Origin of the sequence: Kribbella sp. NPDC051587 (assembly GCF_044453945.1) — a bacterium.
Taxonomy (GTDB): Bacteria; Actinomycetota; Actinomycetes; order Propionibacteriales; family Kribbellaceae; genus Kribbella.
On record NZ_JBITDE010000008.1, the window covers coordinates 58,628 to 76,624 of the forward strand.

22 protein-coding genes and 1 pseudogene are annotated in these 17,997 nt (G+C 68.7%); 9 read left to right on the forward strand and 14 right to left on the reverse strand.

The window, feature by feature from the left end; all coding sequences use genetic code 11:
* Positions 1-5 precede the first annotated feature (5 nt).
* A complete protein-coding gene (locus ACIA49_RS26655; protein WP_396380056.1) occupies positions 6-413 on the forward strand; it encodes a hypothetical protein in 408 nt (135 codons plus the stop codon).
* 44 nt (positions 414-457) lie between these two features.
* Here the strand turns inward: ACIA49_RS26655 and ACIA49_RS26660 are convergent, their stop codons facing one another.
* The gene (locus tag ACIA49_RS26660; protein WP_396380057.1) at positions 458-1,747 is read right to left on the reverse strand and encodes an aspartate aminotransferase family protein; all 1,290 of its coding nucleotides are present in this window, start codon (positions 1,745-1,747) and stop codon (positions 458-460) included.
* A 49-nt stretch (positions 1,748-1,796) separates the two neighbouring features.
* Here ACIA49_RS26660 and ACIA49_RS26665 point away from each other — a divergent pair, with 49 nt between their 5' ends.
* Positions 1,797-2,891: an LOG family protein gene (locus ACIA49_RS26665; RefSeq protein ID WP_396380058.1), complete on the forward strand. Its 1,095-nt coding sequence runs from the start codon at positions 1,797-1,799 to the stop codon at positions 2,889-2,891.
* Here the strand turns inward: ACIA49_RS26665 and pdxY are convergent.
* Both pdxY and ACIA49_RS26675 read right to left on the reverse strand, forming a co-directional pair.
* A complete protein-coding gene (gene pdxY, locus ACIA49_RS26670; protein WP_396380059.1) occupies positions 2,884-3,735 on the reverse strand; it encodes a pyridoxal kinase PdxY in 852 nt (283 codons plus the stop codon). The genes ACIA49_RS26665 and pdxY overlap by 8 nt on opposite strands.
* 34 nt (positions 3,736-3,769) lie before the next feature.
* Positions 3,770-4,192: a MarR family winged helix-turn-helix transcriptional regulator gene (locus ACIA49_RS26675; protein ID WP_396380060.1), complete on the reverse strand. Its 423-nt coding sequence runs from the start codon at positions 4,190-4,192 to the stop codon at positions 3,770-3,772.
* 88 nt (positions 4,193-4,280) lie between these two features.
* Between ACIA49_RS26675 and ACIA49_RS26680 the strand changes: the two genes are divergently transcribed.
* Genes ACIA49_RS26680 through ACIA49_RS26690 form a run of 3 tightly spaced genes read left to right on the forward strand, consistent with a single transcriptional unit; the run spans position 4,281 to position 6,153 of the window.
* Positions 4,281-5,075 (forward strand): alpha/beta fold hydrolase, encoded by a 795-nt coding sequence (locus ACIA49_RS26680; RefSeq protein WP_396380061.1) that lies wholly within the window; start codon positions 4,281-4,283, stop codon positions 5,073-5,075.
* Positions 5,072-5,827 (forward strand): MBL fold metallo-hydrolase, encoded by a 756-nt coding sequence (locus tag ACIA49_RS26685; RefSeq protein WP_396380062.1) that lies wholly within the window; start codon positions 5,072-5,074, stop codon positions 5,825-5,827. Before ACIA49_RS26680 ends, ACIA49_RS26685 begins: the two co-directional genes overlap by 4 nt.
* Entirely contained in the window at positions 5,824-6,153 is a 330-nt protein-coding gene (locus tag ACIA49_RS26690) for a putative quinol monooxygenase (RefSeq protein ID WP_396380063.1), read from the forward strand. The genes ACIA49_RS26685 and ACIA49_RS26690 overlap by 4 nt, the downstream gene beginning before the upstream one ends.
* On the opposite strand, the gene rlmN is transcribed toward ACIA49_RS26690, so the two are convergent.
* Together rlmN and ACIA49_RS26700 are read right to left on the reverse strand one after the other, a co-directional pair.
* Complete coding sequence (gene rlmN / locus ACIA49_RS26695) at positions 6,150-7,265, reverse strand: 23S rRNA (adenine(2503)-C(2))-methyltransferase RlmN (RefSeq protein ID WP_391546401.1); 1,116 nt, start codon at positions 7,263-7,265, stop codon at positions 6,150-6,152. The genes ACIA49_RS26690 and rlmN overlap by 4 nt on opposite strands.
* Positions 7,266-7,329: 64 nt before the next feature.
* Complete coding sequence (locus ACIA49_RS26700) at positions 7,330-7,617, reverse strand: SelT/SelW/SelH family protein (protein WP_396380064.1); 288 nt, start codon at positions 7,615-7,617, stop codon at positions 7,330-7,332.
* A gap of 24 nt (positions 7,618-7,641) precedes the next feature.
* On the opposite strand from ACIA49_RS26700, the gene ACIA49_RS26705 reads away from it, so the two are divergent.
* A complete protein-coding gene (locus ACIA49_RS26705) occupies positions 7,642-8,586 on the forward strand; it encodes an NAD(P)-dependent oxidoreductase (protein WP_396380065.1) in 945 nt (314 codons plus the stop codon).
* Here the strand turns inward: ACIA49_RS26705 and ACIA49_RS26710 are convergent.
* Both ACIA49_RS26710 and ACIA49_RS26715 read right to left on the reverse strand, forming a co-directional pair.
* Positions 8,574-9,266 (reverse strand): C39 family peptidase, encoded by a 693-nt coding sequence (locus ACIA49_RS26710; RefSeq protein WP_396380066.1) that lies wholly within the window; start codon positions 9,264-9,266, stop codon positions 8,574-8,576. The genes ACIA49_RS26705 and ACIA49_RS26710 overlap by 13 nt on opposite strands.
* A 210-nt stretch (positions 9,267-9,476) precedes the next feature.
* A complete protein-coding gene (locus ACIA49_RS26715; protein ID WP_396380067.1) occupies positions 9,477-10,376 on the reverse strand; it encodes an LLM class flavin-dependent oxidoreductase in 900 nt (299 codons plus the stop codon).
* A gap of 61 nt (positions 10,377-10,437) precedes the next feature.
* On the opposite strand from ACIA49_RS26715, the gene ACIA49_RS26720 reads away from it, so the two are divergent.
* Both ACIA49_RS26720 and ACIA49_RS26725 read left to right on the forward strand, forming a co-directional pair.
* Positions 10,438-10,842 carry a MarR family winged helix-turn-helix transcriptional regulator gene (locus ACIA49_RS26720; protein WP_396380068.1) on the forward strand — a complete coding sequence of 135 codons (405 nt, stop codon included), beginning with the start codon at positions 10,438-10,440 and terminating at the stop codon, positions 10,840-10,842.
* Between the two features lie 28 nt (positions 10,843-10,870).
* Positions 10,871-11,860, forward strand: coding sequence for an MsnO8 family LLM class oxidoreductase (locus tag ACIA49_RS26725; RefSeq protein ID WP_396380069.1), 990 nt, complete (start codon positions 10,871-10,873; stop codon positions 11,858-11,860).
* On the opposite strand, the gene ACIA49_RS26730 is transcribed toward ACIA49_RS26725, so the two are convergent.
* From ACIA49_RS26730 to rpsB, 6 genes are all read right to left on the reverse strand, one after another.
* Entirely contained in the window at positions 11,857-12,459 is a 603-nt protein-coding gene (locus ACIA49_RS26730) for a GNAT family N-acetyltransferase (RefSeq protein WP_396380070.1), read from the reverse strand. The two genes, ACIA49_RS26725 and ACIA49_RS26730, sit on opposite strands and share 4 nt — an antisense overlap.
* Before the next feature lie 4 nt (positions 12,460-12,463).
* On the reverse strand, positions 12,464-13,324 hold the full coding sequence (locus tag ACIA49_RS26735; protein WP_396380071.1) for a phosphatidate cytidylyltransferase: 861 nt from the start codon (positions 13,322-13,324) through the stop codon (positions 12,464-12,466).
* Positions 13,324-13,881 (reverse strand): ribosome recycling factor, encoded by a 558-nt coding sequence (gene frr, locus ACIA49_RS26740; RefSeq protein ID WP_396380072.1) that lies wholly within the window; start codon positions 13,879-13,881, stop codon positions 13,324-13,326. The genes ACIA49_RS26735 and frr overlap by 1 nt, the downstream gene beginning before the upstream one ends.
* 153 nt (positions 13,882-14,034) lie before the next feature.
* The gene (gene pyrH, locus ACIA49_RS26745) at positions 14,035-14,793 is read right to left on the reverse strand and encodes a UMP kinase (RefSeq protein ID WP_396380073.1); all 759 of its coding nucleotides are present in this window, start codon (positions 14,791-14,793) and stop codon (positions 14,035-14,037) included.
* Between the two features lie 49 nt (positions 14,794-14,842).
* Positions 14,843-15,661: a translation elongation factor Ts gene (tsf, locus tag ACIA49_RS26750; RefSeq protein WP_396380074.1), complete on the reverse strand. Its 819-nt coding sequence runs from the start codon at positions 15,659-15,661 to the stop codon at positions 14,843-14,845.
* A gap of 94 nt (positions 15,662-15,755) precedes the next feature.
* Entirely contained in the window at positions 15,756-16,730 is a 975-nt protein-coding gene (gene rpsB, locus ACIA49_RS26755) for a 30S ribosomal protein S2 (RefSeq protein ID WP_396380075.1), read from the reverse strand.
* Positions 16,731-17,026: 296 nt separating this feature from the next.
* Between rpsB and ACIA49_RS26760 the strand changes: the two are divergent.
* A pseudogene (locus ACIA49_RS26760) lies at positions 17,027-17,410 on the forward strand (peptidoglycan DD-metalloendopeptidase family protein); the annotation flags it as partial.
* A 54-nt stretch (positions 17,411-17,464) separates the two neighbouring features.
* On the opposite strand, the gene ACIA49_RS26765 reads toward ACIA49_RS26760, so the two are convergent.
* Positions 17,465-17,944, reverse strand: coding sequence for an RrF2 family transcriptional regulator (locus tag ACIA49_RS26765; RefSeq protein ID WP_396380076.1), 480 nt, complete (start codon positions 17,942-17,944; stop codon positions 17,465-17,467).
* Positions 17,945-17,997: the final 53 nt, after the last annotated feature.

Below are 17,997 nucleotides of genomic sequence, written 5' to 3' on the forward strand. Positions count from 1 at the left end.
CACCGATGAGACGAATTGTCAGCTTGCTCGCCGGTACGGCGCTCCTGGCGGGCCTGCCCGCGGTCGCCAATGCCGGGCCGGCCCAAGACTTCTGCTTCGACGCCGACGCGAACTTCACCCCGGCGGCCGGCGGCACCAAGGGCCGCGTCAACATCCTGGCGCGCTGCGAGGCGATGGCCGAGTCCTGGCGGCTCGACGTCTACGTGAACGGCGAGTGGTGGGAGTCCACCACCGGCGGCAAGATCAGCGCCGTACGGGAGCACTGGATCGGGGTCGACGTCCCCACCATGCCGAAACCCAACGACCGCCGCGGCAACTTCGTCTGGGCCAAGGTCACCTACAAGACCGGCTCCTGGGAGAACACCTACCGAGAAGAACTCGGCTGGTTCCCCTGCAAGACCTGCACCACCTGACGCCGGAGGGCCTGGGCAGCGCGCCCAGGCTCTCCGCAGCAGGTTCAGCGCAGGGTGTTGAAGGAGTCTCGGAGGATCTCGAGGGCCTCGGTGGTTTCTTCTTCGGTCAGGGTCATGGGTGGGGCCATCCGCAGGACGTTGCCGTAGAGGCCGCCCTTGCCGATCAGGAGGCCGCGGTTCTTGGTCTCCTGCTGGAGTTTGGCGGTGGTGGCGGCGTCGGGGGTGTTGTCGGCGGGGTTGACGATCTCGGTGGCGAGCATCAGGCCCTTGCCGCGGACGTCGCCGAGCTCGGGGAACTCCTCGGCGATGCCGCGCAGGCCGTCGGCGAGCTGGGCGCCGCGTTTGGCGGCGTTGGCCTGCAGGTCGTGGTCGAGCAGGTAGTCGATGGTGGCCTTGGCGGCGCTGGTGGAGATGGGGTTGCCGCCGAAGGTGGACAGCGAGTTGGCCTTGATGCTGTCCATCAGGTCCGGCTTGGCGACCACGCCGCCGATCGCGAAGCCGTTGCCGAGGCCCTTGGCGAACGTCATCGCATCCGGTACGACGTCGTGCGCCTGGATGCCCCAGAAATGGTCGCCGGTGCGGCCCCAGCCGGTCTGGACCTCGTCGGAGATGAACAGGATGCCGTACTCGTCGAGTACCTGCTTGAAAGCGCCGTACAGGCCGTCGGGCGGGGAAGCGAAGCCGCCGACGCCCTGGATCGGCTCGGCGATCAGGCAGGCGACGTCACCGGCGGTGGTGGTCTCGATGACGTTGCGCAGGTCGTCGACGCAGACCTTGATGTAGTCGGCGTCGGACAGGTTCTTGAACGGGCTGCGGTACGGGTACGCGCCCTGCAGGTACTGCACATTGACCGGCGACAGGCTGCTCGCGGACCAGCCACGATTGCCGGTGATCGCGACGGTGCCGAAGGCGCGGCCGTGGTAAGAGTTCCGCATCGCCAGGACCTGGTTGGAACGGCGGTTCTGGGTGGCGAGCAGCAGGGCGGCCTCGTTCGCCTCGGTGCCGGAGTTGGCGAAGAAGACCTTCGCGTTCTCGATCCCGGACAGCTTCGCGATCTGCTCGGCCAGCTCGATCTGCTTGCGGATCAGGTACACCGTGGAGGTGTGCGCGATCCCGCTGCTCAGCTGCTCACGCACCGCGTCGGAGATCTCCGCGATGTCGTAGCCGATCGCGTTGGTCAGGATGCCGGCGAAGAAGTCGAGATAGCTGTTGCCCTCACCGTCGGTGACCCGGCGGCCGGCCCCCCGGACGATCTCGATCGGCTCCTCGTAGTACAACGACAGCCAGTCCGGCATGACGGCCTTGTGACGCTCCCAGAGCTCCGCATGTGTCATGTCATAGCAATACCTCATCTGGCCGTTGTCCGACAGTAGGGTGCTCTGCGTGACACAGCCGAGCATCCCTCACGTCGACATCGAGTCGCTGGAGCACTTCGACCAGATGGTGGCCGCCGGTGCGACCACCATGGCCGGCTGGCGGGTCCAGTCGGTCGACCTGAGCGGCCGGACCGCCGAGCTGCTCGGCCTGAGCCCGCTGGGCGCGCTCTTCCTCGGCTGCGTACTGGAGGACAAGGCCGATCACTGGATCCGGGATGGTGGCGGCCTGGTCTTCCCGGCGATCCCGGAGCTCCCGTTCGACTCCTACCGCGGCAGGCTCTACACCGCCGACGACCTGTACGCCGGTCTGGACGGCGGGTACGAGGCCACGCCGGATGCGCGTATCTACGCGTGGTCCCGGCAGCACGACGAGCGTGGTGACACCAGTCGCACGCTGGCCGCCGCACTGCACGACCACGCGATCGCTGACGCACTGCACGAGCTCCCGGACACCGGTCCGTGGGTCGGCGTGATGGGCGGACACGGCATTGCCCGCGGCAGTACGACGTACCGGTCGGCTGTCCTGCTGGGACAGGGGCTGGCGCGGGCGGGGCTGACTGTAGTGACCGGTGGTGGGCCCGGTGCGATGGAGGCGGCGAACCTGGGCGCGTCGTTGGCCTCGTACGACGATGCGGCCGTGGAACGGGCGCTGACCACGCTGGCCGCCGTACCGTCGTTCCGGCCGTCTATTGCGGAGTGGGCGTCAGTGGGGCTCGACGTACGGCGTGAGTTCCCGGGGAACGGTGGTGTGTCGATTCCGACGTGGTTCTACGGGCACGAGCCGCCGAACGTGTTTGCGTCGTCGATCGCCAAGTACTTCTCGAATGCGCAGCGTGAGGACGTGCTGCTGTCCCAGGCGCGCGGCGGGATCATCTACCTGCCCGGTGCGGCTGGGACGGTGCAGGAGGTCTTCCAGGCGGTCACACCGAACTACTACGGCGACCACGCCACCCAGATCCCGCTCGTGCTGGTCGGCGTCGAGCACTGGACGGTGGACCTCCCCGTCTGGCCGCTCCTGCAGTCCCTGGCCGCGGACCGGCCAATGGTGTCGTCCATCCAGCTGGTCGACACCATCGACGAGGCCGCGTCGCTCGTCAGCTGACTTGCTGCGGCTTGAACTGCATCTGGGGGTTGGCGTAGGCCTCCTGCGACTCCACGAGCTGCAGTTCCCGCTCACCCGACTCGTGAGTGCGCGTGAGCAGGTCGAAGACGCTTGAGGTGGTGCGAGCGAGGGCGTCGGCCAGATCGCCGGTACGGCGGTAGTGCGCGGTGAACAGAGCAGCCGTGACGTCACCGGAGCCGTTCGCCTTCATCGGGATGTACGGCGTCTGGACGAGCCACGCGCCGCTGTCGTCCACCGCCAGCATCTCGATCGTGCCGTCCTCGCGGTCCGGGCGCTCGACGCTCGTCACGAGCACCGTGCGCGGTCCGGTCGCTCGGACGAGCTCCACCGACGCCAGGGTCGACTCGAGCGTGTCCGGCTGAGTGTCGGTCAGGAAGCCCAGCTCGAACTGGTTCGGCGTGATGATGTCGGCCGCTGGTACCACGCGCTCCTTGAGGAGCACCGGGATCGCCGGAGCGACGAAGCAGCCCGACTTCGCGTTGCCCATCACCGGGTCGCACGAGTAGACCGCCGCCGGGTTCGCCGCCTTCACCCGCTGCACCGTCTCCAGAATGACGTCCGCGATCCCCTCGCCGCCCTGGTAGCCCGACAGGACCGCATCGATCTGCGGGAACGCGCCCCGCTCTTCGATCCCCAGCACAACCTCTCGCACGTCGTCCGGGCTGATCAGCGGTCCCCGCCAAGCGCCGTACCCGGTGTGGTTCGAGAAGTTGACCGTGTAGACGGGCAACACCTCGACCCCGATGCGCTGGAGCGGAAAAACGGCAGCCGAGTTGCCCACGTGCCCATAAGCCACTGCGGACTGAATCGAGAGGATCTTCACCCATCCAGCCTAAGCGCCCGCCGATGGCGCATGGCTAGGCGGTGGGGTCGGGGCCGAGGGCCAGGGTGAGGAGGTCACCTAGCTGGTCGAGTTGGGTGGGGGTGAGGGCGCTGAAGGACGACTGGATGACGGCGTCGACGGCTTCTTGGCCGGCGGCGCGGAGGCGGGCGCCTTCGGGGGTGAGTTGGTGACGGACGGCGCGGCCGGGGCCGGGGACGCGCTCGATGAGGCCGCGGTCGGCCATGCGGGTGGCCAGGGAGCCGAAGGACTGGTCGGTCTGGAAGGTCAGGACTGCCAGGTCGTGCAGAGAGGCGTCCGGTTTGCGGTGCAGGTGGCGCAGGGTGTCCCACTGCACGAGGGAGAGGCCCAGGGGCGCGAGCGCCTGGCTCAGGGCGCGGTGGTGGCGGTACTGGAGCCGCTTCACGGCGAGCCCGACCTCGCCCGGTTGGTAAGCCATGGATCGATCTTAGACCAGGTTGCTTATATCAGGATGCTGATATAAGTTTCCTTATATAGACTTTCTCCACCCAGTTGAGGACGACACCATGACGGCACTCCCCCAGGCCGGCTCGCTCCGGCCGGTTCGCACCGAGACCCGCACACTGACCGGCGCCGAGGTGACCTTCCAGGACCGCGACCGCACTCGGCCGTTCCTACTGCTGCACGGCGGCGGTGGCGTGGTGACGATGGCCGGCTTCGCCGACCTGCTTGCCGAGCGCACCCACTCCCGCGTCCTGCTTCCGACGCACCCCGGCTTCGGAGGTACGCCGAAGCCTGCCGAGCTCGACAGCGTCACCGAGCTCGCGCGCCTGTACGTCGCTCTGCTGGACGAGCTCGATCTGACCGACGTCACCGTGGTCGGCAACTCCTTCGGCGGCTGGCTGGCCGCGGAGATCGCGCTGCAGCACAGTCCGCGGGTCAGTGGTGCGGTGGTCATCGACGCGATCGGCATCGAGGCCGAGGGCGAGCCGATCACCGACGTCAAGGGACTGTCGGCGACCGAGCTGCGCGCGCTCTCCTTCCACGACCCGAGCAAGCTGCCAGCGCCGCCGGCCGGGACGCCCGGCCCGAGCCCCGACGTACTGGCTCTGATCGGTTACACCGGTCCGGCCATGCTCGATCCGACGCTGGCCAAGCGACTCGGTGAGATCGACATCCCCGTCCACGTCGTGTGGGGCGAGAGCGACGGGATCGCCGGACCGGCGTACGGGAAGGCTTTCGCCGACGCGATCCCGCAGGCGACGTACACGCTGCTTCCCCGCACGGGCCACATGCCGCAACTGGAGACGCCCGAGGAACTTCTCGGCGCACTCCTCGACCTCGCAAAGGCGTCGGCATGAGTACGCCGTTGGCCGTGACCCGGATCGGGCACGCCTGTCAGTTGATCGAGGTCGCCGGTCTCCGGGTCCTGACCGACCCGTGGTTCACCCAGAAGGCGACGTACTACCAGGGTGAACGCGTCGCCTCGACCGTGGCCGACCTCGGGCACCTCGACGCGATCGTGGTCACGCACGAGCACTACGACCACTGCGACCTCGACGGACTCATTGCCGGAGGCATCGATCTTGGCACGCCCCTGATCGGGCCGGGCACCGTCGCGACCATCGCGCGGGCCAAGGGATTCACCGACGTCCGCGTCGTCGAGGCCTGGGAAGCGGTGTCGGTCGGCGAGTTGACCGTCACGGCCGCTCCGGCCAAGCACGGCGTCCACGAAGTGACGTTCGTCCTCCAGGCCGGCGGCCGGACGGTGTTCTTCGGCGGCGACTCCCTGCGGGTCCCCGAGCTCGACACGATCCCGGAGCGCTTCGGCCACGTCGACCTGGCGATCCTCCCGACGAACGGCCTCTGCATCCGCCCGATGAATCTCGAGCAGGTCGTCATGGATGCCGAGGAGGCAGCCGCGCTGACGGCGGTCCTGAAACCGGCCCTGGCGATTCCGCACCACTACGCTTTCCACAGCGGCCGGCTGGGCGACCAGATGATCACCAAGGCCGACCAGGACCCGCGCCACTACGCGGACGCGGTCGCCCGCCTCGCCCCGGAGGTCGCCGTACGGCTGGCGCTTCCTGGAACGCTGGTGACGGTCCCATGACCTACATGCCGGAGGTCAGCGACGACCTCCCGCCCGGCGAGCGGCCGATGATCGCTGTCGTCCGCGCCGTCCCCGGCCACGAGGCACAGCTCGCCGCGGCCATCGCCACCCTCACCACAGCCGTACGGAGCGAGCCGGGCTGCGTGGAGTTCCGCTCCTTCCGGGAAGCCTCGAACCCCGGGGTGTTCCAGCTGTACGAGATCTACGCCGACACCGACGCCTTCCGGACCCACCTGGCAACCAGCCACGTCGCGCACTTCTTCACCGAACTGGCCCAGCACAGTACGACGGACGCCGCCGCGCTGACCCAGCTCGTCGAGCTCTAGTTGGCGGCGGCGAGCTGGCCGCAGGCGCCGTCGATCTCCTGGCCGCGGGTGTCGCGAACCGTGGTGGAGATGCCGCCGGCCTGCAGGCGGCGGACGAACTCACGCTCGTCGGCCGGATCGGAGGCCGTCCACTTGGAGCCCGGGGTCGGGTTCAGCGGGATCAGGTTGACGTGCACCCAGCCCCAGTCGCCGCGGGCGCGGAGCTTCTCGGCGAGCAGGTCGGCACGCCAGGCGTGGTCGTTCATGTCGCGGATCATCGCGTACTCGATGGAGACCCGGCGCTTGGTCTTCTCGGCGTAACCCCAGGCGGCGTCGAGAACCTCGTCGATCTTCCAGCGGTTGTTGATCGGGACCAGCTCGTCGCGCAGCTCGTCGTCCGGCGCGTGCAGCGATACGGCCAGCGTGACCGGAATGCCCTCGTCGGCGAGCTGGTGGATCCGCGGTACCAGGCCGACGGTCGACACGGTCACGCCACGAGCGGAGATCCCGAGGCCCTCGGGCGACGGGTCGGTGAAGCGGCGGACGGCACCGATGACGGCCTTGTAGTTGGCCATCGGCTCGCCCATGCCCATGAAGACGATGTTGTTGACCCGCCCCGGGCCGCCGGGGATCTCGTCCCGGGCCAGCGCGCGGGCGCCGTCGACGACCTGCTCGACGATCTCCGCGGTGGTCATGTTGCGCGTCAGTCCGGCCTGACCGGTCGCGCAGAACGGGCACGCCATCCCGCAACCGGCCTGCGACGAGACGCACATCGTGGTGCGGTCGGAGTAGCGCATCAGCACGGACTCGACCAGCGAACCGTCCAGCAGCTTCCACAGCGTCTTGCGCGTGGTCCCGTTGTCGCACTCCAGGTCGCGGACCTTGGTCAGCAACGGCGGCATCAGCTCGGCGACCAGCTTGTCGCGGCTCGCGGCCGGCAGATCGGTCATCTCGGCCGGATCCGACGTCAGCCGGGAGAAGTAGTGGTTCGACAGCTGCTTGGCCCGGAACGCGGGCTCTCCCAGCGCGGTGACCGCCTCGCGGCGCTCCTCCCCGGACAGGTCGGCCAAGTGCCGCGGCGGCTTCTTGGCCCGGCGCGGCTCATCGAAAACAAGCGGAAGGGAGGTAGTCATAACCGATCCATTGTCGCCTGCCGTCCCAACCATTCACAAATTCACATCCTGGACGTGCTGCGGATCACTCCGCCTTACGGTCGGAGTGACCGAGCTGGCGATCCGGCGCGATCCGGTCGCGGACCAGCTGCTTCAGTAACGGCAGCTCGATGAACCCACCCTCGGCTTTGCGGGACCAGAGCAGCTCGCCGTCCAGGGAGATGTCGAAGATCCCGCCGGTGGACGGCATCAGCGCCACCTCGCCCAGCTCCTTGGCGAAGGTGGTGAGCAGCTCCTGCGCGGTCCAGGCTGCTCGCATCAACCAGCGGCACTGCGTGCAGTACTCGATCTCCAACCGCGGTGCTCTGCTCACATCCTTAAACTACATTTCCACCCCATGACGCACTTCTGGGTCCACGGTGTGGGCGTCCTCGAGGACGAGGCCACCGAGCGGCTGACGAAACGCCACCCTGGCTGGCGATTCACCGACGGCGCACCGCCTGCAGACGCCTCGTACGACGTACTGGTCGCCCGCTCGCCCACGCGCGAACTCGTTGCCGCCAGCCCGCAGTTGCGGACGCTCGTCGTACCGTTCGCCGGGGTGCGGCAGGAGGTGCGTGATCTGCTGGAGGAATTCCCGGCTGTGCGGTTGCGGACCGTCCATCACAACGCTGGTCCGACGGCCGAGCTCGCGGTTGCGTTGGTACTCGCGGCGGCTCGCGCGATCGTGCCGGCCGACCAGGGCATGCGGTCGGGCGACTGGACCACGCGGTTCGTGCCGCCGAACCCCACGATGATTCTCGGCGGCCACCCCGCACTGGTCATCGGGTACGGCGAAGTGGGCCGCCGCATCGCCCGTGCGCTGAGTGGACTCGGTATGGCGGTGCATGTGGTGCGCTCCACCGAGCAGGCGGCGTCTGACGGGGACATCCGCGTTCACCCGCGGTCCGAGCTGCCCGGACTCGTCAGCCGGTCGCGCGTCGTCGTACTGGCTCTGCCTGGAACACCAGCGACTGCTGGGCTTTTCAGTGCGGACCTGATTGCCCGCCTGCCGGAGCCCAGCGTGCTGGTGAACGTCGCCCGCGCGACCGTGGTCGACGAGCGTGCACTGTACGAGCGCCTTCACGCGGGAGGCGTTGCTGCGGGGCTGGACGTGTGGTGGGACGAGGCCCGGGCGGCCGACGCGGCGATCGGTGTCACCGCGTCGGCGTACCCGTTCCACGAGCTGCCCAACGTCGTACTGAGTCCGCATCGTGGTGGTGCGTTCAGCTTGCGTGAGGTTCGCGACCTGCGGCTCGACCACGTGGACGCCATCCTCAGTGAGCTGGCTCAGGCCGAGTAGCCCTTCGGCGGGATCAGCGTCGCGAGCTGGTTGAAGGTCAGCCAGTACGTCGCCGTGGGGGCGAAGCCGGCCGGGTCAGCGATCAGGACGGTCGAGTCACTCGAGTCGTATCCGATCACCGTGAAGTAGTGGTAGATCGTGTAGTTCGGGTAGCCCGGCGGGTGGTTGCTGGCCGGCGCGACGATGTTCGCGACCAGCGCCCAGCCGCGGTCGACGTCGTACGTGATGTCCTGCCAGAGCAGGTTGCGCTGCGCCTGCGTCGGCGGATCGTTCGGCATCTCCTTGGTCTCGTAGTAGCTGGTGCCGAGGCGGTTGTTCAGCACTCGCGTGACCTGACCGATCCAGTCGGTGCCATTGGTCGTGGTGGGCAGCTCGTTGGCCAACTGCTGCTGGCTGGGCAGCGACGACGTCTTGGCCGACAGTGCGATCCGGGTCGCGGCCGGGCCGCACCAGTAGCCGGTCTGCTGGTACTGGAACTGGATGTTCAGGGTCTTCAGCGTCTGGGTGGAGTAGCCCAGCGTGGGGACGGCCTTGGTCGCCGCAACTGCTTCGGCCGACAGCGTGGGTGCAGCCGGCACCGGTCCTGCGACGGCGGGGGCAGCGCCCATCGGCAGTGCTGCTGCGGCGATCAGGGCCAGACCGCAGAGTGCGGCCTTCAATTTCGGCGGGGTGTGCCTCATGTCAACTCCCTCAGCCTCACGGAGTGACCCGGGGTGGTCGCTCCAGCACCGAGTGCAGTCCCATCTCGACGGAATGTAAACCCCTGCCCAAGATCGTCACGAGATCCGTCAGATACTGACGAAAGGACATTTCCGCAGGTCAGAGCCCAGTACGACGGCTCCCAGGAGGCCCCGGAACGGATTTCGAGCCTTTCGATCTTGCTCGAAAAGTCAGCCGAGGGTCGGCTCGATGATCTCCCGGACCAGCCACTGGACAGCTCGGTCCGGGTACGGCCGGGGCAGCGACAGCACGATGTGATCGAAGCCCAGGCCGACCGCACTCCGGACGATGGCGCGCGTCGACGCCGGATCGTCGTACGAGACGACCTGCTGCAGCGAGCGGCTGACCGAGGCCGGATCGCGACCGATCGCCGCCAGCTCGGCATCGAGTCGCCGGACTCGGTCGGCCAGGAAATCGAGGTCGTTGTGCGGCGGCCCGCTGATGTTCCAGACGTCGGCGTACTCCGCGATCAGTCGCATCATCCGGTTGCCCCAGCCACCGATCAGCAGCGGCGGCCCCGGACGCTGGATCGGCTTCGGCGCGTTCCTGGTCTGCTCGAGCGCGTAGTACCGGCCCTGGAAGTCGAAGACCTCCTCGGTCCACATGGCCCGCAGGATCTCGATCGTCTCCCGCAACCGGTCCACACCCTCCCCCGGCGGTACCAAACTCAGCCCGTACGCCGCGTACTCCGCGGCCGCGGGATTCGGACCGGGAATGCCTCCGGCGCCGTCCGGCTGGTGCGTGCCACCCACGCCAAGCCCCATCACGAGGCGACCGCCGGAGATGACGTCGAGCGTGCTGGCGATCTTGCCCAGCACCGCCGGCGGCCGGATCCGGTTGCTGGTGACGAGCAGTCCGAGCCGCAGCCGGCTCGTCTGAGCGGCCAGAGCCGCGAGCAGCGTCCAGCCCTCCAGGACGTCACCGCCCTTCGGCCCGGCCAGCGGCAGGAAGTGGTCCCACAACCACGCGTCGCGGATCAACGGGGTCTCGTCGGCCTCCCGCCAGACGCGCTGGATCTCGGCGTACGGGACATGCATCGGGGTGGTCTTCAGACCGAAGGTCGGTTCCATAATCGTCAGAGTAACTGACGATCAGCTCTCCTGACGATCAGTTCCCCGGTAGATTCGGCCCATGGCGTCCGATCGGCTGGGATATCTGCTCAAACACGTGCTGGCGCGCCTGACCGAGGCGCAGACCGAGGCGCTGGCGCCGCACGGGCTCAACGGCCGGGATCTGGCCGTCCTCGCCTCGATCGCTTCCGGCGAACCGCTGTCGCAGCTGGAGGTCGCCGCGCGACTCCGGGTGGATCGGACGTCGATCGGCGATCTGATCGACGGTCTCGAGGAACGCGGGCTGGTCGAGCGGCGGCGCAGCGCCGAGGATCGCCGCCGCAACGTCGTGGTCCTGACCTCCGAGGGCGAGCGCACCCTCGAGGCGGCCGAGCGGGTCCGGCACGAGGTTGAACGCGAGTTCTTGGCACCGCTGGGCGATGACGCCCGGTTCCGGGCAGACCTGCAGCTCCTGCTTGGGGAATGAGCCGTCCGAGGCCGCCGTTGCCTTGAGTATGGGCTTGTTGTCAGGGGTGCCGTTGTCGGTCTTGGACAGGTCGCGGCGACGCGTGGGCGAGTCTGAGGCCGAGACGCTGCGTGCGACCGTCGACTTGGCGCAGGAGGTCGAGAAGCTCGGCTACAAGCGGTTCTGGGTGTCTGAACACCACAGCGTGCCTGGGGTGATCGGTTCCGCCCCTACAGTGCTCGCAGCGGCCATCGCAGCGCGCACTGACACCATCCGGGTCGGTACCGGCGGTGTGATGCTGCCGAACCACCAGCCGCTCGTCGTGGCTGAGCAGTTCGGCGTGCTGGAGTCGCTGTACCCGGGCCGCATCGACATGGGGCTCGGCCGCTCGGTCGGGTTCACCAACGGAATCCGCCGGGCGCTGGGCGTCGAGAAGGACGCGGCCGAGGACTTCGCTGACCAGCTCAAGGAACTCTTGGGGTATTTCGACGGCACTCAGCAGGCACATCCGCAGGTCCACGCCCGCCCGGGCGAGGGATTACGCATCCCGGCGTTCATCCTGGCCATCGGCGAGGGCGCTGCGCTGGCCGCGGCGTTCGGTCTGCCGTTGGTCATCGCCGGCGTGAAAGGCGAGGACGACCTGCTGAAGCTCGTCGCGCGGTACCGGGCCGAGTTCCGCCCATCCGCCCAGGCTGCGCACCCGTACGTCGTACTGGCGGCCACGGCTGCAGTAGCACCGACGACCGAGCAGGCGCGTGAGCTGCTGCTCCCGGAGGCGTGGGCGAGCGCCTACACGCGGACGCGTGGCGTGTTCCCGCCGCTCGAGTCCGCTCCCCCGGCCGAGATGACGCCGAAGGAGCGGGAGTTCTTCGAGAACGCGTTGACCGGCCAGATCTACGGGACCCCGGCTGAGGTCGACGCCGCGCTCGGCAGGCTGGTACGTCGTACCGGCGCCGACGAGCTCCTGGTCACCACGAACACGTATGACCGGGGCGACCTGGTCGCGTCGCTCACCGCACTCGCGGAGCTGGCGAGCTAGCGGTTGATGCGTTCCTCGAGGCGCTCGCGCACCTCGGGCCACTCGTCGGCGAGGATCGAGAACACGACGGTGTCGCGGAACGAACCGTCGCCCTGGCGCATGTGGCGGCGCAGCACGCCTTCACGGGTCGCGCCCAGCTTGGCGATCGCCGCCTGGGAGCGCGTGTTCTTCAAGCCGGTCTGGATCTTGACCCGGCCGAAACCGCAGTCCTCGAAGGCGTGCTGGAGCAGCAACAGCTTCGCCGACGGGTTCACCGCCGAGCCCCAGACCGCGGGCGCGTAGCCGGTGAAGCCGATGTGGATCCGCTCGTTGGGGACATCGACATCGGCGAGGCTCGACGTCCCGACCAGGGTGCCGGCCGCACCAAGGGGGCTGTCGGCAACCAACCGGACGCCGTACGCGAACCGCTTGGCCGTGGCCGGGATCCAGCTCTCCCGCATCGCGGCCGCACTGGTCGGCATCACGCCGCCACCGAAGCCACCGGCGTACACCTGCTCGTTGCCGATGGCGGCGTACAGCTCGTCGTACTCGTTGTCCTGCAGGCGATCCAGGCGGATCACCGGACCCACCAGCGATCGTCCGTCCGGTGCGATCGTCATGCGCTCACCCCTTCACCAGCAGATGGAGCAGCAGCCACACCGCCGGCGCCGTCGCCAGTAGTGAGTCCAGCCGGTCCATCACTCCACCGTGACCGGGCAGCAGGTTCGACATGTCCTTGATGCCCAGGTCACGCTTGATCATCGACTCGCCGAGGTCACCGACGGTCGCCGTCAGCACCGCCACCACACCGACGATCGCACCGACCCACCAGTGACCGTCGAGCAGGAAGACCACCGAGAGGATGCCGGCACCGACACAGAACAGCGTCGAACCGGCGAAGCCCTCCCAGGACTTCTTCGGGCTGATCGTCGGAGCCATCGGGTGCTTGCCGAACAGGATTCCGGCCACGTAACCGCCGACATCGCTGGCGACGACCACCAGGAAGAACGTGAGGACCCGGTACGGCCCGTCCGCATCCGGCTGGACCAGCAGGATCGCGAAACCGGCCAGCAGCGGGACATACCCGATCAGGAAGACCCCGGCGCTGGTGTCGCGCACGAAGCCGACCGAACCGCCCGGCATCCGCCAGAAGATCGTGGCCAGCACCGTGAGCGCCATCGCGGTCAGCAGCGCCATCGGCCCGCCGAAGTACGCGGCGACCAGCATGGCCGCCGTACCGACGACGACCGGAACGCGCGGGATCACCGCACCACCGGTCCGCAGCGACTTGATCATCTCGTCCACGGCCAGCAGCACGGCGGCCAGCACGACGAAGATGAACAGGAACTTCATCCAGAACAGCGATCCGATGATCACCACCCCGAGGCCGACGCCGACCCCGATCGCCGCAGGCAGATTCCGCCCCGCGCGGCCAGGATCCGAAGCCGGCTTCGGAACGGGTGGGGGCGTGCTCTCGACGCCCATCACACCTCGAGCAGTTCGGCTTCCTTGTGCTTGAGCAGCTGGTCGATCGAGTCGACGTACTTCTTCGTCATCCCGTCCAGCCGCTTCTCAGCACTCTTGCCCTCGTCCTCGCCGGCCTCGCCGTCCTTGACCGACTTGCCGATCGAGTCCATCGCGTGCCGGCGGATGCTGCGCACCGAGACCTTGGCGTCCTCGCCCTTGGTCTTGGCGACCTTGATGTACTCCTTGCGGCGGTCCTCGGTGAGCTGCGGCATCGTGACCCGGATGACCGAGCCGTCGTTGCCCGGGTTCACGCCGAGGTCGGAGTCGCGGATCGCCTTCTCGATCGCGGCCATCGCGCCCTTGTCGTACGGCGAGATGAGCACGGTCCGCGGGTCCGGGACCTGGAAACCGGCCAGCTGCTGCAGCGGCGTCGGGGAACCGTAGTAGTCCGCCACGATGTTCGAGAACATCGACGGGTGCGCGCGGCCGGTACGGATCGCGGCGAAATCGTCCTTGGCGACCTCCACGGCCTTCGCCATCTTCTGCTCGGCTTCGCGGAGTGCTTCGTCGATCACGACATTCCTCGCTTCCTCAGGGCCGCGTCGGCGCGGCCACCTCAACCCTACGCACGGGAGGTCCGCCGGATCGCGGACATCCACCCGTGTCGACCGATCCTAGTGGTACGGCGGCGCTCGCCGTACCACTGGCCTGCGGAGAACCTGGGGCGGTCAGCCCGGGGCGACGACCGTCCCGATCTTGTCCCCGTGCACGACGCGGGCGATGTTGCCCTCCTCGAGACCGAAGATCACGATCGGCAGCGCGTTGTCGCGGGCCAGGCTGATCGCGGTCGCGTCGGCGACCCGCAGGCCGCGGGACAGGAAGTCGTCGTACGAGAGCTGGTCGAACTTGACCGCGTCCGGGTTCGTCTTCGGGTCGGAGTCGTAGACCCCGTCCACGCCCTGCTTGCCCATCAGCAGCGCCTCGGCGCCGACCTCGAGCGCGCGCTGGGCGGCCACCGTGTCGGTGGAGAAGTACGGCATCCCGGAACCGGCGCCGAAGATGACCACGCGGCCCTTCTCCAGGTGCCGCTCGGCCTTGCGCGGGATGTACGGCTCGGCGACCTGGCCCATCGTGATGGCGGTCTGGACCCGGGTCTCGACGCCGAGCTTCTCCAGGAAGTCTTGCAGCGCCAGGCAGTTCATCACGGTGCCGAGCATGCCCATGTAGTCGGCGCGGTTGCGCTCCATCCCGCGCTGCTGCAGCTCCGCGCCGCGGAAGAAGTTGCCGCCGCCGACGACGATCGCGACCTGGACGCCGGCCCGGACCACCTCGGCGATCTGGGCGGCGATCGAGTTCACCACGTCGGGGTCGACGCCGAGCTTGCCGCCGCCGAACACCTCACCCGACAGTTTCAGCAGCACCCGCCGGTAGGCGGGCGAATACGGCGAAGAGGCCGGATTCGTCTCGGTACCCAGGGTTTCCGTCACGATTCCGGCCTCTCCTCGTTGCGATGCTGTGCAGTCGGTCCTTCAGACCTCAGGCGCCGACCTCGAAGCGGGCGAACCGCTTCACGGTCACGCCGGCCTCGTCCAGGACGGCCTTCACGGTCTTCTTGTTCTCGGTGACCGACGGCTGCTCGAGCAGCACGACCTCCTTGAAGAAGCCGTTCACCCGGCCCTCGACGATCTTCGGGAGCGCGCCTTCCGGCTTGCCCTCCTCGCGCGCGGTCGCCTCGGCGATCCGCTGCTCGTTCGCGACCGTCTCGGCCGGAACCTCGTCGCGGGTGGTGTAGAGCGGACGCATCGCGGCGGCCTGCATGGCGGCGCCACGGGCGGCCTCGATGTTGTCGCCCTCGAACTCGACCAGGACGCCGACCTGGGCCGGCAGGTCCGCGGCACGCTTGTGCATGTACGCGGTGACCTGGCCGTCGAAGACGGCGACCTTGCCCAGCTCGAGCTTCTCGCCGATGACCGCGGCCAGGGCCTCGATGTTCTCGGCGACCGACTTGCCGTCGGTCAGCTTCTCGGTGAGCAGGCCCTCGACGTCGCCGACCTTGCTGGCCGACGCGTGCGCGACGATGTCGGCCGCGAGCTGCTGGAACTGCTCGTTCTTGGCGACGAAGTCGGTCTCGCAGTTCAGCTGGACCAGGGCGTTCTCGGCCGCGGCCACCAGGCCGTTGCTGGCGGAGCGCTCGGCGCCCCGCTTCTGCGCCTTGGCCGCGCCGTGGATGCGCAGCTCCTCGATCGCCTTCTCGAAGTCACCGTCGGTGGCCTCGAGCGCCTTCTTCGCGTCCATCATGCCCGCGCCGGTGGTGTCGCGGAGCTTCTTGACGTCAGCGGCGGTGTAGTTCGCCATTCCTCGTTCTCTCGTCTTCAGTCGATGCGGCTGGATGGGCGGACCTGTCCGGTGGCCCTGCCGCCCGCGGTGCGGGCGGCAGGATCAGCGGGTCTCAGGCCTCGTCGGCCTTCGGGGCCTCGGCGGCCGGGGTCTCCTCGGCAGCAGCCGGGGCCTCCTCGGCAACCGGGGCAGCCTCGGCGGCCGGAGCAGCGGCTTCCGCGGCCGGGGCCTCGGTCGCGACAGCCTCGGCGGCGGGCGCCTCGTCGGCCTTCGCCGCGTCGGCGGCCGGGGCCTCCGCAGCGGCAGCGCCGTTCTGGCTCTCCAGCAGCTCGCGCTCCCAGGCAGCCATCGGCTCCTCGGCACCCAGCTCCTCGCCGGCCGCCGCAGCGCCCTGGCCACCACGCGACATCAGACCGTCGGCGACGGCGTCCGCGACCACGCGGGTCAGCAGGCCGACCGAGCGGATGGCGTCGTCGTTACCCGGGATCGGGAAGTCGACCTCGTCCGGGTCGCAGTTGGTGTCCAGGATGCCGATGATCGGCAGCTTGAGCTTGCGCGCCTCGTCGACCGCGAGGTGCTCCTTCTTGGTGTCCACGATCCACACGGCGGCCGGGACCCGGGCCATGTCGCGGATACCGCCGAGGGTCTTGAGCAGCTTGTCGTGCTCGCGACGCTTCTGCAGCAGCTCCTTCTTGGTGACACCGGAGGCGGCAACGTCGTCGAAGTCGATCAGCTCCAGCTCCTTGAGGCGCTGCAGCCGCTTGTTGACGGTCTGGAAGTTGGTGAGCATGCCGCCCAGCCAGCGCTGGTTCACGTAGGGCATGCCGACCCGGGTCGCCTGCTCGGCGATCGCTTCCTGGGCCTGCTTCTTGGTACCGACGAACAGGATCGCGCCACCGGCGGCGACCGTGCTGCGCACGAACTCGTAGGCGCGGTCGATGTACGACAGCGACTGCTGCAGGTCGATGATGTAGATGCCGTTGCGCTCGGTGAGGATGAATCGCTTCATCTTCGGGTTCCAGCGCCGGGTCTGGTGCCCGAAGTGGACACCGCTCTCGAGCATCTGCTTCATGGTCACGACGGCCATGAGGTGTTCCTCCTGTCGCGCCTCCGGGTATCGCCCCGGGCAACGCAGTCTCGGTTGATTCGCGACGGACCGGTCGGCCCGCCGCGCCTGATGCCCGTCGTGCGGCCCCATCCGGGCGATGAAGCCAGGACCGAGGGGGTCGCACAGGGGTTCGGGCATGCGTAGTCGCCCCACGCGAGGTGGGACGCTGCGAGAAGTCTACGGGACCGACCCCGCCGGAAGCGAACCGGGCATCGGTTGTCCACAGGCAGCAACTCGGCGGCGGAAATCAGCGCCCTCGACGGCATGTTCTCAGCATGAACATCTGCTGCCTGTTCCTCGCTCCCGCACCCCCGCCCACCGCCTGGCCGCTCGAGCCCCGGCCGGCCGTCGTCCACGGCTTCGAGAACCCTGCCAAACCTTGGCTCCCCGGCCACCGCGGCGTCGATCTGGCCGGCTCCCCCGGCCAACCCGTCCTCGCTGCCACGGACGGCACCATCACGTACGCCGGTTCGGTCGCCGGGCTCGGCGTCGTCACGATCGCCGACGGCCCCCGCCGTACGACGTATCAACCGGTCGTACCGTCTGTCCGGGCCGGGACCGTCGTGACCGTCGGAACGGTCATCGGTCACCTGTCGGCGGCCGGTTCGCACTGTGCACCCGACACCTGCCTGCACTGGGGTCTGCTGGAGGGCGAGCGCTATCTCGACCCGCTCACCCTGTTGCCGGAGCGACCGGTTCGGTTACTGCCGCTGTCAGCTGCCGGGGACGCGGGCCTGCCAGGCGTCGTCGTCCTTGGACCGCCGCTCGACCCCGGCGGGGAGCTTGTTCTTGGCCAGGTCGGTCAGCGTGGTGTGCTCGAGGACGTCGCGCAGGCTGGCCCGCGCGGCGATCCAGACGCGCTGCAGGACGACGGCCCGCTCGTTGTAGGCGACGCTCTCGGGCCGGACACCGGAGATGCTCACGATCGGCCCGTCGACGGCCCGCATCACATCGGCGACCGAGATCTCGTTGGGGTCCACCGCGAGCTTCCACCCGCCGGACTGCCCGCGCTGGCTGGCCAGGATGCCGGCCCGCCGCAGGTCGGCCAGGATGCCCTGCAGGAAGCCGTGCGGGATGGCCTGTGCGCGACTGAGCTCCTCGGCCGACACGACCGAGGGATCGTCGGCCACCCATCGCTGGGTGATCTCGATCAGCGCCCGCAACGCATAGTCAGACTTCGCCGAAACCCGCATAGTCCGCAGTCTGCCGTATTCGGGTGGGCAGCCGCCGCACCCGGTGCGCAGAC

Bases quoted from the DNA above. Each gene is read 5' to 3' on its own strand.
- ACIA49_RS26660 (WP_396380057.1), bottom strand. From the start codon at position 1,747: ATGACACATGCGGAGCTCTGGGAGCGTCACAAGGCCGTCATGCCGGAC.
- ACIA49_RS26710 (WP_396380066.1), bottom strand. From the start codon at position 9,266: ATGAGGCACACCCCGCCGAAATTGAAGGCCGCACTCTGCGGTCTGGCC.
- ACIA49_RS26680 (WP_396380061.1), top strand. From the start codon at position 4,281: ATGACGGCACTCCCCCAGGCCGGCTCGCTCCGGCCGGTTCGCACCGAG.
- ACIA49_RS26765 (WP_396380076.1), bottom strand. From the start codon at position 17,944: ATGCGGGTTTCGGCGAAGTCTGACTATGCGTTGCGGGCGCTGATCGAG.
- ACIA49_RS26685 (WP_396380062.1), top strand. From the start codon at position 5,072: ATGAGTACGCCGTTGGCCGTGACCCGGATCGGGCACGCCTGTCAGTTG.
- ACIA49_RS26705 (WP_396380065.1), top strand. From the start codon at position 7,642: ATGACGCACTTCTGGGTCCACGGTGTGGGCGTCCTCGAGGACGAGGCC.
- ACIA49_RS26720 (WP_396380068.1), top strand. From the start codon at position 10,438: ATGGCGTCCGATCGGCTGGGATATCTGCTCAAACACGTGCTGGCGCGC.
- ACIA49_RS26655 (WP_396380056.1), top strand. From the start codon at position 6: ATGAGACGAATTGTCAGCTTGCTCGCCGGTACGGCGCTCCTGGCGGGC.
- tsf (WP_396380074.1), bottom strand. From the start codon at position 15,661: ATGGCGAACTACACCGCCGCTGACGTCAAGAAGCTCCGCGACACCACC.
- rlmN (WP_391546401.1), bottom strand. From the start codon at position 7,265: ATGACTACCTCCCTTCCGCTTGTTTTCGATGAGCCGCGCCGGGCCAAG.
- ACIA49_RS26690 (WP_396380063.1), top strand. From the start codon at position 5,824: ATGACCTACATGCCGGAGGTCAGCGACGACCTCCCGCCCGGCGAGCGG.
- ACIA49_RS26735 (WP_396380071.1), bottom strand. From the start codon at position 13,324: ATGGGCGTCGAGAGCACGCCCCCACCCGTTCCGAAGCCGGCTTCGGAT.
- ACIA49_RS26725 (WP_396380069.1), top strand. From the start codon at position 10,871: ATGGGCTTGTTGTCAGGGGTGCCGTTGTCGGTCTTGGACAGGTCGCGG.
- ACIA49_RS26715 (WP_396380067.1), bottom strand. From the start codon at position 10,376: ATGGAACCGACCTTCGGTCTGAAGACCACCCCGATGCATGTCCCGTAC.
- ACIA49_RS26675 (WP_396380060.1), bottom strand. From the start codon at position 4,192: ATGGCTTACCAACCGGGCGAGGTCGGGCTCGCCGTGAAGCGGCTCCAG.
- ACIA49_RS26730 (WP_396380070.1), bottom strand. From the start codon at position 12,459: ATGACGATCGCACCGGACGGACGATCGCTGGTGGGTCCGGTGATCCGC.
- rpsB (WP_396380075.1), bottom strand. From the start codon at position 16,730: ATGGCCGTCGTGACCATGAAGCAGATGCTCGAGAGCGGTGTCCACTTC.